The following is a 13,992-nucleotide window of genomic DNA, read 5'->3' on the forward strand; positions in this document are numbered from 1 at the left end:
CGCAACATGACCCACGCGGCACGCGCGGCCGTTGTCGACAAGATCGGCGAACCCTTCACCATCGGCGACGTCACACTGGACACGCCACGGGCGGACGAGGTTCTGGTCCGCATCGTGGCCGCGGGTGTGTGCGGCACCGACCTCGGCGTTCAAGCCGGCCACATTCCCTTCCCGTTACCCGGCGTTCTGGGCCACGAGGGAGCGGGCATCGTCGAAGAAGTGGGCAACGCTGTCACCACGGTCAAGCCCGGCGACAAGGTCCTGCTGTCCTTCACCAGTTGTGGAACGTGCCGAAACTGCCGCACAGCACACCCGGCGTATTGTCAGGAGTTCTTGCCGCGCAATCTTATCGGTGGTAGTCGAGCCGACGGTACTGCCACGATCTCGCGAGGCGGCGAAGACGTGAGCGGCCACTTCTTTGCTCAATCCTCGTTCTCCACATATGCCCTTGCCGACGAGCGCGGCGTCACGAAGGTCTCCGACACCGCGGATCTCGGTCTACTCGCTCCGCTCGGATGCGGCATCCAGACCGGTGCAGGAGCGGTACTCAACATCCTGAAGCCGGAATCCGGCTCGACCATCGCAATCTTCGGTGTCGGAGCAGTGGGCATGGCGGCAGTCATGGCTGCAAAGCTGACGGGCGCGGAGCGCATCTTCGCGATCGACATCGTGCCGTCTCGCCTCGACCTGGCACGCGAACTCGGCGCCACCGATGTGATCAATTCGAAGGACGTCGACGCCGCAGCGGAACTGGACCGGATCAGCGGCGGTCTGGGTATCGACTACGCCATCGACGCCACCGGCAACGTCGCGGTGCTTGCGACTGCGATCGAATGCCTCGCTCCCCTGGGTACGGTGGCTGCCATCGGCGCTCCCGCGGCCGGAACTACCGTGGCGGTGGACGTAAATTACCTGCTCAACGGCCGCAAGTTTATCGGTGTCACGGAGGGCGACGCAGTGCCGCAGGTATTTCTGCCGTCGCTGGTGTCGCTGATCGAGCAGGGGCGTTTCCCCTTGGAAAAGCTGGTGAAGCACTACCGATTCGATCAGATCAACGAAGCCGCTGAGGGCATCAAGAACGGCAGTGTGCTCAAGCCGGTGTTGCTGTTCGACTGATTCCCAGCGAGCTTCGGTGAACACAACCGTTGACGGGATCAATTCCCCGGACCTACCATCCAGAGAAATTTACTTCGCCACATTAAATACATTTCTCTTGTAGTTCCCGAGAAGGACCCATTGACGAATACAGTTGCCACGAACACCGCTACCCCGTACTCCGCGGTCGAATTCACCGCAACGTCTCCGCGCCGAGAAGCGTTGATCATCGCGGCCCTGAGCTTGGCCGCGATGATCGTCTCGATGATGCAGACGTTGCCGGTTCCGATTCTCGGGCGGATCCAATCCGACCTGGGAGTCTCGACCGCCGGCGTCAGTTGGGTGACAACGGCCACGCTGCTGTCTGCGGCGGTTTTCACCCCGCTGCTAGGCCGCTACGGGGATCAGCATGGCAAGAAACGCACACTGGTCGGCGTTCTTGTCGTCATGGTGATCGGTTCGATCGTCGCCGCGCTGGCACACAATCTGCCGCTGCTCATTCTCGGTCGGGTTCTCCAGGGAACTGCAACCGCGATCTTCCCGCTGGCGCTCTCGGTCTTGCGCGAAGAACTACGGCCGCACAGGCTTCCCGGCGCAATGGCCTTGGTCAGTGGAACTCTCGCGTTCGGCAGTGGGCTGGCCCTTGTTGCCACCGGACTTCTCACGTCCGGCCCGGACGCCGACTACCGCAACGCCTTCTGGATGGCCACGGGATTCGCGGTGCTGGCCTTGATTGCCGTCATCACCCTGGTCCCGCCCACCACACACAAAAGCGGTGGTCGTGTGGACCTCATCGGTGCGCTGAGTCTGGGAGCGGCACTACTTCTGCTTCTGCTGTCGATTTCTCAAGGCCACCAATGGGGTTGGCGCTCACCCTTGACGATCGGCGTTTTCTTGGCCTCGATCGCGATGTTCGCAGTCTGGGTGTGGATCGAGAAGATCGTCGACGAACCGCTGGTCGACATGCGGATGTTCGTCCACCGCCCGGTGATGATGGCAAATCTTGCCGGCGTCGTGGTGGGCTTCGGCATGTTCGCAAACTTCCTCGGGATCTCGTATCTCGCACAACTTCCCCGCGATCTCACCGGCTACGGGTTCGACGCGAGCATTCTGCGTGCGTCGGTCGAATTCTTGCTGCCAGGCGCGTTGGTTTCCTTGATCGCCGCCCCGATCGGCGGTCGACTCATCAGGCTGCGTGGGCCACGCTTCGTCCTGGGGCTCACCGCGGTCCTCGGGGCGTTGCCGTTCGCATGGCTGGCGTTCGACCACACGCACACCGCATCGGTTATCGGTGCAGGCATGGTGATCGGCGCCGCCCTCAGCCTCGGTTATGCAGCCATGCCCGCCATCATCATGTCCAACGTGCCACATCATCAGAGCGGCATCGCCAACGGCATCAACTCGATCTCACGTTCCACCGGCAGTGCCATCGGCAGCGCAGTGGTGACAACGATTCTGGCGTCGATGACAATTGCGAATCTCCCCGAAGGGGTGCCTGCGATGCCCAGTGAATCCGCCTTCACTGTCACGTTTTCGACCGCCGCCGTCGCCTTCGTTCTGGTGGGCCTGGTGGGGTGGCTGGGTCTGCGCCCGCCGCGTTCCCTTGCGGCTTCGGAGCAACGTGCCACCCCGGAGCAACCTCCCGCTAGGTGAGATCGAAAGTACCGCAGAGGATTAGGTACACCGTAGCCTGCGGGCATGGCAGGCGAGACGCTCTACGTGGTCGACCGGATCGTCACGAATCGCAGATGTGGGAAGAAGTTTGTCGACGAATTCCGTGCCGGCTACCTGCCTGGTGCCAGTCGTCGCGGCCTGACGCTCGACAACATACTGGTCAGTCCGCCGTTGTGGTCCGACAGCGAACCCAACGTCGTGACGATCACCTGGACCGTCGACGGAACCACCGGTTGGTGGGCAATGACTCGCCTGAGCCGCGGTGACTCCAGCCTGAAGCAATGGTGGGATGCAATGGATCCACTCATCTCCGAGCGTAGTCGCACCATGGCCGCTGCAGCCGACGACGTCGCGCCACTGGCCGATGTATAACGTCACGAGAGTCGTGCATCTTCAATTCGATGACAAATCGGAATAGCAGTCAGACGGAACGCGTCGCGCTCAGATCTCCTTCCACCTGCCGCCGCGTACGGGGCGGGGCAAGCCGAAAGCATCGATGTCTCCTTGCGCAATTCGAGCTGCGGCCTCATCGATATCATCGAGCAATTGGGAGGCGAGGTCGATCTCCGCCTGAAAATGGCGGCCTACCCATCGCAAACTCATCTGGGTAAATGCCCAGCCTGGTTCGTTCTCGGAATGATCGGCATGTTCTATTGCCTCGAGCTTCTTCGCCTGAAGATTACAAATGTGATCCAGCACTATCGCTTTGAGTTGATCGGGGTCATTCAGGTGACCCACCCACAGTCTCAACATCACGCCATGTTTGAGGACAGGTGTTTCGATCGGCGATTCGCGTGACCATAATCTGACGACCTCGATACCGGATTCGGTTATCTCGAAGACTCGTCGGTTCCGCTGCCCCGATTCGGAAATCTCCCGCGAACGAACAAATCCCAGTGCTTCCAGCTTCTTCAACTCGGCGTAAATTTGGCTTACCGAAGGACTCCAGTAATAGAATCCAATGCTCCAATCAGCCCACTTCTTCAGGTCGCTACCACTGAGTTCTTCACCGAATGTGAGCATTCCCAGCACTGCCCAACTTGTCGCGGGCAATGCTGGATAACACGTGGTCGCGGGATCAGGCACCGGGCCAGACTAACAAGATGTCAATCACCTGACGCCGACTTCCTCACCGAATGGACTGATTTCTCTATTGTGCTAACAGCTAAAGCCGCAATCGCAGTTCGGATACACCACGGATAAATGCTGTTCCGCCTCAGGTCACTCCACAAACAAATTCCCTGGACCCTGAGGTCGGGCAGAGAAAGGGAGACCGCAGACAGTGCGGTCTCCCTTTCATTCTCGGTCAGTCGGTATCAGCTCCTACTACGGGCATCCACCTTGTCGTCATCGTCGTCGCGCTCGCCGGCTGCGAGCTCGATGTCGGAATCCCGGGCGCCGGCGTCACCGCTCGCCTTCTCGAGCTCGACCGGTGTGTCACCTGACACGACCTCTTCTGCATCAGGCTTTTCCGGCAACGGCTTCTTGAGGCTCAAGATGATCGAGCCTGCCAGCACCACGATGATCACGGCGAGGCTTACCAGTGACGGAATCTCGGGGATGGAAGTGCTGATCACCTTGTGACCGGCCTGCATGATCAGCTTCACGCCGATGAAGGCGAGGATGATCGACAGTCCCTTGGACAGGTAGTGGAACTTCTCGAGTAGTCCCGAGAGCAGGAAGTACAGAGCACGAAGACCCAGGATCGCAAACGCGTTGCTGGAGTACACGATGAACGGGTCGTCGCTCACTGCCAGAACTGCCGGGACACTGTCGACGGCAAACACGAGGTCGGCCGCTTCGATGGCTACGACAACCGCGAACAGCGGTGTTGCGATGCGCTTTCCGGCTTCCTTCACGAAGAACTTGGTGCCGACGTACTCGTCCTGAACCGGCATGATCTTGCGCAACATGCGAACCGCGAACGACGTGCCGGGGTCGAAGCTTTCGTCCTCGTCCTTGAGGAGCTTGTAGGCGCTGTAGAGCAGGATCGCGGCGAACACGAACAGGACTGCCGTGAACTTGCTGACGATCGCGACACCAGCGGCGAGGAAGATACCGCGGAAGATCAGGGCGCCGATGACACCGAAGAACAGCACGCGGTGCTGGTACTCACGCGGCACCTTGAAGTAACCGAAGATCAGGGCGAAAACAAACAGGTTGTCAACGGAGAGGCTCTTCTCCAGCAGCCAGGCCGTGGTGAATTCGACACCTGAGTCCACCCCCAAGGTCAGGGTGACAACCACCGCGAACACCAGCGACAAACCGACCCAGAGTGCACTCCACCTGGCGGCTTCCTTGAATCCGATGACGTGCGCGCCGCGGTGGGCAAGCAGGTCGATCAGCAGCATGATGACGATAACGGCGGCAAACGCGGCCCATGCCCACACGGGAACCGTCATCGCCGATCACCTACCCGACTGCCACGGTTAACTTCAGTCACGGGATTCTCCTTTGCCTGGAAGACGATTACTTCGATCACGACGGCCGTTTCACCGTCTTCACCAGTTTTCCTTGCCGACTTCAAACCATCACGGTCTATTTGTCGACGACTTTTCCAGCTGAAATTGCCGGGTTACGGCAATCTAGGCGCGATTATGCATGTCGGCAATCTGTCCGAGTGTTCTAGCCTGGCAAGCATGAGCACCTCGTTGTACTACTCCGCCGTTCGCCCTGAACCGTTGTCGGCCGACGAGAGGACGGAAATCGACCGTCTGATCGCCGTGCACAACGACGAGTTCCCCTTCGACGCCGAAGTCCTCGACTTGTACGACTCGGATATCCCGAACACGGTCCTGAACGGGTCCACCAAGATCTCGAACGACGAAACGGAAATCATCCCGTCCCTCGTGTACTGGTTCAACGCACTGACTGAACTCAGGCGCGCCTTGCCGAACGCGCAGTGGGATGTCTCGCTCGACGACACGCCCGTCGACTGGGACGACGAATCAGGCTATTCGCTCCCCGGGTTACCCGACATCAGCTGAGAGCAATCAGGTGAGCGGAGTTCGGGGCCAATCGAGAAGCTTGGCCCCGAGCACCGCCGCGTGCAGAGCAAAAGCGTCGCCGGGATCATTCACGTTCTGGCCGGTGAGTTCGCGAATGCGATCCAACCGGTAGGTCACCGCCCGTACCGACAGGTGCAGATCCCGGGCCGTCTTTGCCGTGTTCCCTCCCGCCGCGAAGTAGGCGAGCAGCGTCTCCACCATCGGCTCTGCTCCCCCACGTGCTTCGAGCAGCGGCGTGAGGAGAGTCTGAATCAGGTCGGTGACCGCCGGCCTGTCGTTGACCAGCACGCGATAGACCAGCAGATCCCGCGCGTCGATTACCGGCGACTCGAGCGACAACCGCTGTGCGAGATCGAGTGCGTCGAGCGCTTCGCGGTACGACGCCACCACACCGGCGGCCGTTGTACGCGGTCGTCCGACCGCAATCTGCCAGGCCACGTCCATGGCGCGTCGTTGCAACTGAACGCGTCCGGCGCCATCGGCCCCGGATTCGAGAGCCAACCGAATTCCGCGAAGCACATGGTCGATTGCATCTCGATCCGGCGCCGCAAACACGATGACGAGTTTGCCGCTCTTGCTGGCGACCAGCGCGTCGGCATCACCTTTACTGCCGAGCACTGCACGCTCGACAGCGCCGACCAGAGGATTGTCGTCGGTGAATTCACGCGCAGCGGTCACGACTGCCACCGAATGCGGTCCGGACAAATGCAACCCGAAACTCGAAGCGCGAGCGAGCAATCCGACAACATCGGCGCCACCGGTCAACAAATCGTCCACAAATTCGCGGCGCGCGGATACTTGCGAACGCACGAGAGAGCGCTGCGCCAGCTGAAATCCCTCCGTCAGTTCCGCGACGGCGTCGTCGACAGCCCGGAGCATCACCTCGCCGGCTGCCACTACCGCGTTCGGATCCGATTGCGCTGCAATGACAGCGGGAAGCTCACGCCACAGGCGCCAGGCAGACGAGAGGTACAGATCAAGCAACGCACGTAACGCAACACCTTGCTCGGCCGCGTCCTCGCCACGGCTCCGGAATCGGTGAAGTCGCCTCCGCTGCAGCGGTTTACCGTCACAGACGGCTGAACTGATCACATCGAGGAAATCGCCGAGAAGTTCGATCGGCAATCCACCGGCGTCGTCTGCTCCCGCTACTGCAACCCGTCGAAGCACATCTGCGGGTACACCGGTTCCGTTCACTCCCGCATTCTCTCACTGCGCGGGTGTCAGGACAGATGCATCGAGCCCGTATCGATGTAGCGCTGATGGAACGAGAAAGCCTCACCCAGTATGTGCGGAGTCTGACCCGCGCCCGGCTGCGCGTCGGCGCGGGCGACGTAGTCATGCAGCAGCGGACGGAATTCGGGGTGCGCACACTTGTCGATGACCAGGCGGGCACGACGTCGCGGCGACAGCCCACGCAGATCAGCCAGGCCTTGCTCCGTGACAAGCACCTGGGTGTCGTGTTCGGTGTGGTCGACGTGCGGCACCATCGGGACGATCGCAGAAATCGCGCCACCCCGAGCTGTCGACGGGCTCAGGAACATCGAGACGTAGCCGTTGCGAGTGAAGTCGCCGGAACCGCCGATTCCGTTCATGATCTTCGTGCCCATGACGTGGGTCGAGTTCACGTTGCCGTAGATATCGGCCTCGAGCATGCCGTTCATCGCGATGACGCCGAGCCGGCGGATCACCTCGGGATGGTTGCTGATCTCCTGCGGACGCAACGTGATGTGTTCGCGGTAGAAATCGACGTTCGCGGTCAGTTCTTCGATGCCTTCTTCGGTGAGCGCCAAAGCCGTCGACGACGCATGCGCGACGGTTCCGTCCTTGATCAGCTTGAGCATCCCGTCCTGGATGACCTCGGAGTAGCAGGTCAGGCCGCGATACGGCCCCCGATCGAGACCGCCGAGCACCGCGTTTGCGACATTGCCGATGCCCGCCTGCAGCGGAAGCAAGGTATCCGCCGGCATCCGTCCAGCACGCACCTCGAAGTCGAAGAACTCCAGGACGTGGCCGGCGATCGCCTCACTGACGGCGTCGGGTGCAGACAGGGGGCTCGCACTGTCGCGGCGGTTGGTCTCGACGACGGCAACTACCTTGGCGGGGTCGACCCGGAACGTCGTCTGACCGATCCGGTCCTCGACACGAATGATCTCGAGCGGCTTGCGGTGAGGAGGGAGGGCAGTGCCGTAGTACACGTCATGCATGCCTTCCATAGCCTCGGGCACCCACGAATTGACCTCGAGAATGACTCTGTCGGCAACATCAAGCCAGGTTTTGTTGTTGCCGATCGATGCGGCGGGGATGAGCTCACCCGACGCGGTGATTCCGGCGACCTCGACAACTGCCACGTCGACCTTGCCGTAGTAGCCCTCCCAGACCTGCTGGGCAACGTGCGAGAGGTGAATGTCGACGTAGTCCATCCGGCCGTCGTTGATCCGCTTACGGGCTGTCGCCTCGGACTGATACGGCATGCGCAACGCGATGCCGTCGACCTCGGCGAGTAGGCGCTCGGTCTCGGTGGAGACCGAGGCGCCGGTCAGGAGGTTGATCGTGAAGTTCGACCCCTCCCCGCGGGTGTGGTGAATCCGCTCCGCCAGGGCAGGAACGATGACCTTGGGTGTGCCGGCGCTGGCAAAACCGCTGATCGCGACGGTATCGCCGGGGTGAATGAACTTCACCGCTTCCGCTGCGGACATCACTTTGGAAGCAAAAGCTGTGCTGCGAATACGTCCGGGGGCCGTTGTGTGCCCGGGCTCACCCAATGAGGAAGTCACGCCAACAGGATAAACACAGCCTGCCAAGGTCAAATATTCGGATTACCGAGACAGATTTGTTTCAACGTGATATGGCCGCGATCGATGGTCGACGCGGCCCGTACCCACAGTCCCCGAAACCACATTGCCCTCCGACCCCACGAAAGAGTTGACGGACAACGTCGTTGAGCATGTGCGCACCGATCGAGTGCGTTCGGCCGGGAAGGTCAGCTACCGAAGATCGAGCCGAGGGATCCGGTGACGGGTGGGTCGACGACCGGTGTCGTAGTGACGGTGAAGGTACCTGTACCTGTTGTCAGGACGTCGCCGCTCACGCTGGTGACGGTGCAGGTGACGGAGGTGGCCCCGACCGGAAACACGGTTCCGGAGGCGGGAGTGCAGGTGCCGAAAGTCAGCCCGGTGGGCATCGCGGGAACCGCCCAAGTTGCGGGGGCGCCGTCATTGGATGTGGCGGGGACGGTGATGTCGGACGGTAGTGCCGATGTACCGGTCAGGTTCGCACCTGTCAGGGTCACCCCGGTGAGGTTCGCGCCGGTGAGGTCTGCGCCGGTCAGATCCGCGTGGTAGAGGTCCGCGCCGGTCAGGTTCGTGCCCGCGAGATCCGTTCCGGTCAGGTTTGCGCCGGTCAGGTTGACGCCGGCGAGGTCCGTTCCGGCGAGGTTTTTTCCGGAGCAGTCGGTGGAGTTGCCGGCGGTGGGGTTGGCGACGTAGTTCCCGCACGCGCCGGCGATGATCTGGGCCGGGGTTTGCGTTGCGGCGGTGATGGTTCCGTTGACCTGCAACGTGGCCGGGGTTCCGACGCCGTTGTCGGCGGTGATGGTGAAGTTGATCGGTCCGGGGGCGGTAGGTGCTCCGGTCAGGACACCGGCGGAGGTCAGGGTGAGGCCGTCGGGAAGGGCCCCGACGGTGACGGTGATCTGCGGGGCGGGTGTTCCGGTGGCGGTGAAGGTATGTGGGAGTTCGGTGCCCACAGTCCCCGACAACGTGACGGGCGCGGAGGCGGCGAACCCGGGAGCTGCGGTATACGGGTTGACGGTGACCGTAACGGTCCCCGAACCGGACGCAAGGGTGTTTCCGGCGGTGCACGTGACGGTTGTAGTTCCGACGGGGAAGGTGGTCGGGGTGCCGATCGAGACCGCAATATCGGTCGGTCGGGTGCATTCGCCGAGCCCCACTCCCCGAACGCCCAGGGGTGAGGGAATTGTGACGGCAGCATCGGCAGGTGACGAGGCGGTCACCTGAACATCCGAGGGTATTGCTCTCGTTCCGGTCAGGTTCGCGCCGTACAGATACGAAAAGCTCAGGTCTGCGTCGGTCAGGTCCGCGTCAGTCAGGTTCGCGAGGACCATCGTGGCGGAGTACAGATACACCTCGGTCAGGTTCGCTCTGGTCAGATCGGCCTCCCACACATTTGCGCCGTACATGTTCGCGCCGGTCAGGTTCGCGCCGGTCAGGGTTCCGTAGCTCATGAAAGTGTTGCTCAAGGATGCGTCGATCAGGATCGCGCGGGTCAGGTTCACACCCGTCATTTGCGCGTCGCTCACGTCCGCGCCGGTCAGATCCGCGTCGGTCAGGTTGGCCTGCTCCAGTGTCGCGTAGCTCAAGTCCGCGGCGGTCAGGATTGCGTTTGTCAGTGTCGCACCGGCCAGGTCCGCGCCGATCAGGTTCGCGCCGATCAGGTTCGCGCCGGCCAGGTTCGCCTTCTGTAGGTTCGCGCCGGCGCAGTCGGACACTATGCCTTCAACAGGATCGGGGTTCGGGACATAGCGGACGCATGCACGGTTGAGGATTTCAGCGACTGTTTCGGCGGCAGCGAAGCCGGCACCAGCAGTCACGAGCGAGGCCGTTGCGAGAACAACACCACCGAACGCAGCGACAATGCGACCGCAACGAGGACGAGTCCGCCCAGAGCGAGAATTGAGAATCGTCATCTATCGGCCTTCACACTCTGGGTCTCCGCACCGTGCGGCATGGCACCACAGCAGTAACCACCTGGAAAACGTAACGGATATCAGGGCATGAAACACCCAAAAAGAGTGGCCACTTTAGGCCTCGGGTACTAAGTGGCCGGAAACGCCCAACCGAGGGGCGAGTTCAGATAACCAGTCGAAGATCATCCGCCGTTGGACAATGGGCCGAAGCGCAATCAAAGGCATCGTGCAGCCGTCTTCTGAAACCGACATCCCGACCGAATGGAGCAACACGTGAGGACCTCACCGCCGACCGTCTCGCTGACGCTCGACCAGCTTGCCTCACGCGCTGCTTCACTGATTGCCGACAACCGTCGGTACATCCTCGGCATCACGGGAGCACCTGGAGCCGGAAAATCGACGGCATCCCAGACCATCGCGCGAAAGCTGGGTTCTCGATGCGCCATCGTCGAGATGGACGGCTTCCATCTCGCCAATCGGGAACTCGACAGGCTAGGCAGGCGCGATCGCAAGGGCGCCCCCGACACGTTCGACGCCGACGGGTACGCGGCACTACTACGTCGACTTCGAATGCAGGACAGCACGATCTACGGGCCGATCTTCGATCGCGAGATCGACGAATCCATCGGCAGCGCGGTGCCTGTCACCCCGGAGACTCCACTGATTGTCACGGAAGGCAACTACCTTCTCTTCGAGACCGGAGCCTGGCCCGACGTCCGCGCGTCACTCGACGCCGTGTGGTATCTCGACGTTCCGGAAGAAACTCGCACGGAAAGACTGGTGACACGACACAGCCGCTTCGGAAGGAGTTCCGAAGCGGCTGCGGCGTGGGTACACGAGGTGGATCAACCGAATGCCGTTGCTGTCGAGGCAGTTCGGGTGCGGGCGGACCTGATTGTCAGGATCGAGCCGTCAGAGAGCCCGTGATGGGAGCTTTGGCCTTAGGATCGCCATAACGCCCATGCGACGAGGCAACGCTCATGAACGCGCTCCAGGAACAGCGACGAAGTACTTCTGGGACGGTTCGACGTTCTCCCACGTGCCGCCAAACGACTTCGGCACAAATGCGTCACCAGAAGCGAATTCGCGATGGTGTCGGTCGAGATCGACAAGTGCCACGCGGCCGCTGACCATGTTGCTTACTTCGTCGTACGGGTAGGGATCACAGTTGACCGGGGCCGAATGTTCGAATGTCATCGACTCTCGTGTCAGTTTCCCCCGCGTTGAAGCTCGAGATTTGTGCAGCAAATAGATTCAGTACATTTGAGGTGATCTTCTCGGTGAACGGATCGTGGTGAATCAGTCCATTCACCCATTCGGTAGAACCAGCGTTGAACACCGTTCCGAAACCTCGCTGGTGGCACGCGATCATTCCCGATCCGTATTCGAGATCACGAAGGTGCTCGGGCGGCTCACTCCCGTAGAAGCATTCGATAATGCCCCGCACCTCGGCAAAAGGTGCACCGATGGGAACCGCGCCGTTCCAATTGTCCCGTGAACCCGATACCGCCGGCGCCATCGCGATGATTTGCAGATCCTCGGGAGCACCGTCAACCCCGGTGGCGGAGGGCTGCCCCTTCGTGAACGTGTAATCCACTCCATCCATCTCGAATCCGGCCACACAGATCGGGGCGATCCCGAAGTTGTCGCCGTAATACAGGTCGGTTCCGTTCAGTGCCCAATGGTCCGGCCGGTACACCGTGAACCCGCCGGAGGACCGGGGAGTCGTTGCGCCATAACGGTTGTAGACACCAGCCATACCGGTCAAACCCATCGTCCACGCTCCCGGTCGGGCAACTTCGGGCGAATCCCATGCCGTTGTCACCCGCGTCGGATCAACCTCACGCATCGGATCATCGAACGGATTCTTGTAACAGACCTGTACATCGCCCTCGATGCGGACCTGCCAGAGGAAGTTGCCGCCAAATCGCGCCAAACCTCCTCCCCCGTCAACGAACTCGTCGATTCGGTCGCGCATTTCCCATGACCAGTACTCATCGTGACCGACGACTACCGCACACGAATATCCCTGCAGTGCTGAAGGATCTTCGTGTAGATCATGCTGGGTTATGTGATGCACGCGGAAACCTTGCTCTTCCGCCCACACCGTGAACGGCCGTTCGTACGTCGCCCAAAAAGCATCGGCGTGATGACGCGAATAGCCGTTCACCCAGGCCCACTCGTAGGGTGGGTGTCTCGGAACCCAGCCCACTCCGGGAGTATCGGTGTGAATATTGCGTGCTGCACCTTCAGGTTTACGCAGCATTCCTCGCGCGATGGGGCGTTGCGTCGAGGAAATCGGTGTCGGCACGTCGCCGGAACCGTCCGGAACACCGCGGTAGTGATTGGCCCCGCCCCAGTCGTTGTAAGCCAACATCGTGCTCGTCGTGTGAATGAGAACCAGGTCGGCCAGCGCGGCGTCCCGCGAACGGACGATGAAAAAGCCTTCACGCTCGACGACGACGCCTTCGTGACGCATCCGTACGAGAATCAAATACATTCCCGAGGACCAATTCGAGGCGACTGTGAACGCGAGGGACTCAGACCATCCGCAGCCGACTGCATAGGCGTCCGCGGGCGTCGCCTGCTGCTTTCCGGGCAGACCGATGTACTTGACGATGCTATGGGGCCGTGCGCCGTCTCGCACGATCTCGAGGTCGTATTGGTCTGCGGTGGTGTGGACTCGAAGGGAGACGGTCTCGCCGGCGAAGTACGAGAACTTGTCGGCGTACACCCAGATCTCCGGCTCTCCCGAAAGCAATCCCGGCCGTTCGACCAAACCGCCGGGGACCGACCATGGGTGTTCGCTCATACCGACAGCACTTCGATCGAGTGGTTACGGACCCCCACGCACCGAAGAGCCCCCACCACGAATGCAGCGAGCAGTGGTATTGCGAACCACAGATTATGAACAGTGGACAAGCCCGCCATAGTGCCCATGCCAAGTGCCAGGCGGACCTTCTCGCTGATGTCCACTCGGCTATATCCCACGGCCGTGACCAGAACGGCAACCATCAGCGCGCCTGTAGAAATCGGTATCGAGATATCGAAAAGGTTGTCGAGCGTGGACGACGTGAAAATACCGCAGGCGACAACAAAACCGATCTGGCCACCGAGATCGCCGACATAGGCCACTACCGAAGATCCCGCGCCGAACCCCTCCGCGATGTAGGCGCTGTTGGTAGTGCCCGAGCAAAGGTCATGAGGAGCTCGAGGCGGATGCGTGGCGGGACTTGTACCCGTTGGCCGCAGGTCGGTTTTGTCGGTCATGCAATGACTCCGTGCGTTATCGCAATATGCGCTTGGCTGAAACGAGTGCGTCGGGTTCATCCGAATTGGTTCGACGTTGTGCCGACGTTCCACGAGCGTGCCGAATCGTTTCTTCAGTGTCAATAGCTGTGATGAAACGATTCTGCACTCGAATGTCACTAGACGACCGTCCACTAGGCTTGCCTTCTTTTGCCTTGCCGAAACGATTGGGCGTTAACCTGTAGTAGAAACCGACCA

General features: G+C 61.1%; 13 protein-coding genes. 5 read left to right on the forward strand and 8 right to left on the reverse strand.

Features of this window, described 5'->3' with window-relative positions:
* The first annotated feature begins 6 nt into the window (after positions 1 to 6).
* The 3 genes from EEB13_RS28985 to EEB13_RS28995 all read left to right on the forward strand — a co-directional run bounded on the left by EEB13_RS28985 (position 7) and on the right by EEB13_RS28995 (position 3,141).
* The gene (locus EEB13_RS28985) at positions 7 to 1,116 is read left to right on the forward strand and encodes an NAD(P)-dependent alcohol dehydrogenase (RefSeq protein ID WP_141486843.1); all 1,110 of its coding nucleotides are present in this window, start codon (positions 7 to 9) and stop codon (positions 1,114 to 1,116) included.
* A gap of 120 nt (positions 1,117 to 1,236) precedes the next feature.
* Entirely contained in the window at positions 1,237 to 2,748 is a 1,512-nt protein-coding gene (locus EEB13_RS28990) for an MFS transporter (protein ID WP_261984671.1), read from the forward strand.
* 45 nt (positions 2,749 to 2,793) lie between these two features.
* The gene (locus EEB13_RS28995) at positions 2,794 to 3,141 is read left to right on the forward strand and encodes a hypothetical protein (RefSeq protein WP_141486844.1); all 348 of its coding nucleotides are present in this window, start codon (positions 2,794 to 2,796) and stop codon (positions 3,139 to 3,141) included.
* A gap of 69 nt (positions 3,142 to 3,210) precedes the next feature.
* Here the strand turns inward: EEB13_RS28995 and EEB13_RS29000 are convergent, their stop codons facing one another.
* Complete coding sequence (locus EEB13_RS29000) at positions 3,211 to 3,792, reverse strand: PadR family transcriptional regulator (RefSeq protein WP_080711699.1); 582 nt, start codon at positions 3,790 to 3,792, stop codon at positions 3,211 to 3,213.
* A gap of 293 nt (positions 3,793 to 4,085) precedes the next feature.
* Positions 4,086 to 5,171: a TerC family protein gene (locus EEB13_RS29005; RefSeq protein ID WP_033233687.1), complete on the reverse strand. Its 1,086-nt coding sequence runs from the start codon at positions 5,169 to 5,171 to the stop codon at positions 4,086 to 4,088.
* Positions 5,172 to 5,408: 237 nt separating this feature from the next.
* Here EEB13_RS29005 and EEB13_RS29010 point away from each other — a divergent pair, with 237 nt between their 5' ends.
* The gene (locus EEB13_RS29010; RefSeq protein ID WP_045066763.1) at positions 5,409 to 5,756 is read left to right on the forward strand and encodes a hypothetical protein; all 348 of its coding nucleotides are present in this window, start codon (positions 5,409 to 5,411) and stop codon (positions 5,754 to 5,756) included.
* A gap of 6 nt (positions 5,757 to 5,762) precedes the next feature.
* Here the strand turns inward: EEB13_RS29010 and EEB13_RS29015 are convergent, their stop codons facing one another.
* From EEB13_RS29015 to EEB13_RS29025, 3 genes are all read right to left on the reverse strand, one after another.
* On the reverse strand, positions 5,763 to 6,974 hold the full coding sequence (locus tag EEB13_RS29015; protein ID WP_141486845.1) for a PucR family transcriptional regulator: 1,212 nt from the start codon (positions 6,972 to 6,974) through the stop codon (positions 5,763 to 5,765).
* Between the two features lie 26 nt (positions 6,975 to 7,000).
* Positions 7,001 to 8,554, reverse strand: coding sequence for an acetyl-CoA hydrolase/transferase family protein (locus EEB13_RS29020; RefSeq protein WP_141486846.1), 1,554 nt, complete (start codon positions 8,552 to 8,554; stop codon positions 7,001 to 7,003).
* A gap of 206 nt (positions 8,555 to 8,760) precedes the next feature.
* Positions 8,761 to 10,485, reverse strand: coding sequence for a pentapeptide repeat-containing protein (locus EEB13_RS29025; RefSeq protein ID WP_141486847.1), 1,725 nt, complete (start codon positions 10,483 to 10,485; stop codon positions 8,761 to 8,763).
* A 273-nt stretch (positions 10,486 to 10,758) separates the two neighbouring features.
* On the opposite strand from EEB13_RS29025, the gene EEB13_RS29030 reads away from it, so the two are divergent.
* Complete coding sequence (locus tag EEB13_RS29030) at positions 10,759 to 11,412, forward strand: nucleoside/nucleotide kinase family protein (protein ID WP_095888044.1); 654 nt, start codon at positions 10,759 to 10,761, stop codon at positions 11,410 to 11,412.
* A 51-nt stretch (positions 11,413 to 11,463) separates the two neighbouring features.
* On the opposite strand, the gene EEB13_RS29035 is transcribed toward EEB13_RS29030, so the two are convergent.
* Genes EEB13_RS29035 through EEB13_RS29045 form a run of 3 tightly spaced genes read right to left on the reverse strand, consistent with a single transcriptional unit; the run spans position 11,464 to position 13,755 of the window.
* The gene (locus tag EEB13_RS29035; RefSeq protein ID WP_239654643.1) at positions 11,464 to 11,682 is read right to left on the reverse strand and encodes a cupin domain-containing protein; all 219 of its coding nucleotides are present in this window, start codon (positions 11,680 to 11,682) and stop codon (positions 11,464 to 11,466) included.
* A complete protein-coding gene (locus EEB13_RS29040; RefSeq protein ID WP_261984672.1) occupies positions 11,648 to 13,297 on the reverse strand; it encodes a N,N-dimethylformamidase beta subunit family domain-containing protein in 1,650 nt (549 codons plus the stop codon). Before EEB13_RS29040 ends, EEB13_RS29035 begins: the two co-directional genes overlap by 35 nt.
* Positions 13,294 to 13,755 (reverse strand): hypothetical protein, encoded by a 462-nt coding sequence (locus EEB13_RS29045; RefSeq protein WP_172937100.1) that lies wholly within the window; start codon positions 13,753 to 13,755, stop codon positions 13,294 to 13,296. The genes EEB13_RS29040 and EEB13_RS29045 overlap by 4 nt, the downstream gene beginning before the upstream one ends.
* Positions 13,756 to 13,992 lie beyond the last annotated feature (237 nt).

Origin of the sequence: Rhodococcus sp. WS3 (genome assembly GCF_003797085.1) — a bacterium.
GTDB classification, from domain to species: domain Bacteria; phylum Actinomycetota; class Actinomycetes; order Mycobacteriales; family Mycobacteriaceae; genus Rhodococcus_F; species Rhodococcus_F globerula.

Coding starts and splice junctions, on each gene's coding strand:
- EEB13_RS28985 (WP_141486843.1), top strand. CDS start 7: ATGACCCACGCGGCACGCGCGGCCGTTGTCGACAAGATCGGCGAACCC.
- EEB13_RS28995 (WP_141486844.1), top strand. CDS start 2,794: ATGGCAGGCGAGACGCTCTACGTGGTCGACCGGATCGTCACGAATCGC.
- EEB13_RS29000 (WP_080711699.1), bottom strand. CDS start 3,792: ATGCTCACATTCGGTGAAGAACTCAGTGGTAGCGACCTGAAGAAGTGG.
- EEB13_RS29005 (WP_033233687.1), bottom strand. CDS start 5,171: ATGACGGTTCCCGTGTGGGCATGGGCCGCGTTTGCCGCCGTTATCGTC.
- EEB13_RS29010 (WP_045066763.1), top strand. CDS start 5,409: ATGAGCACCTCGTTGTACTACTCCGCCGTTCGCCCTGAACCGTTGTCG.
- EEB13_RS29025 (WP_141486847.1), bottom strand. CDS start 10,485: ATGACGATTCTCAATTCTCGCTCTGGGCGGACTCGTCCTCGTTGCGGT.
- EEB13_RS29035 (WP_239654643.1), bottom strand. CDS start 11,682: ATGACATTCGAACATTCGGCCCCGGTCAACTGTGATCCCTACCCGTAC.
- EEB13_RS29040 (WP_261984672.1), bottom strand. CDS start 13,297: ATGAGCGAACACCCATGGTCGGTCCCCGGCGGTTTGGTCGAACGGCCG.
- EEB13_RS29045 (WP_172937100.1), bottom strand. CDS start 13,755: ATGACCGACAAAACCGACCTGCGGCCAACGGGTACAAGTCCCGCCACG.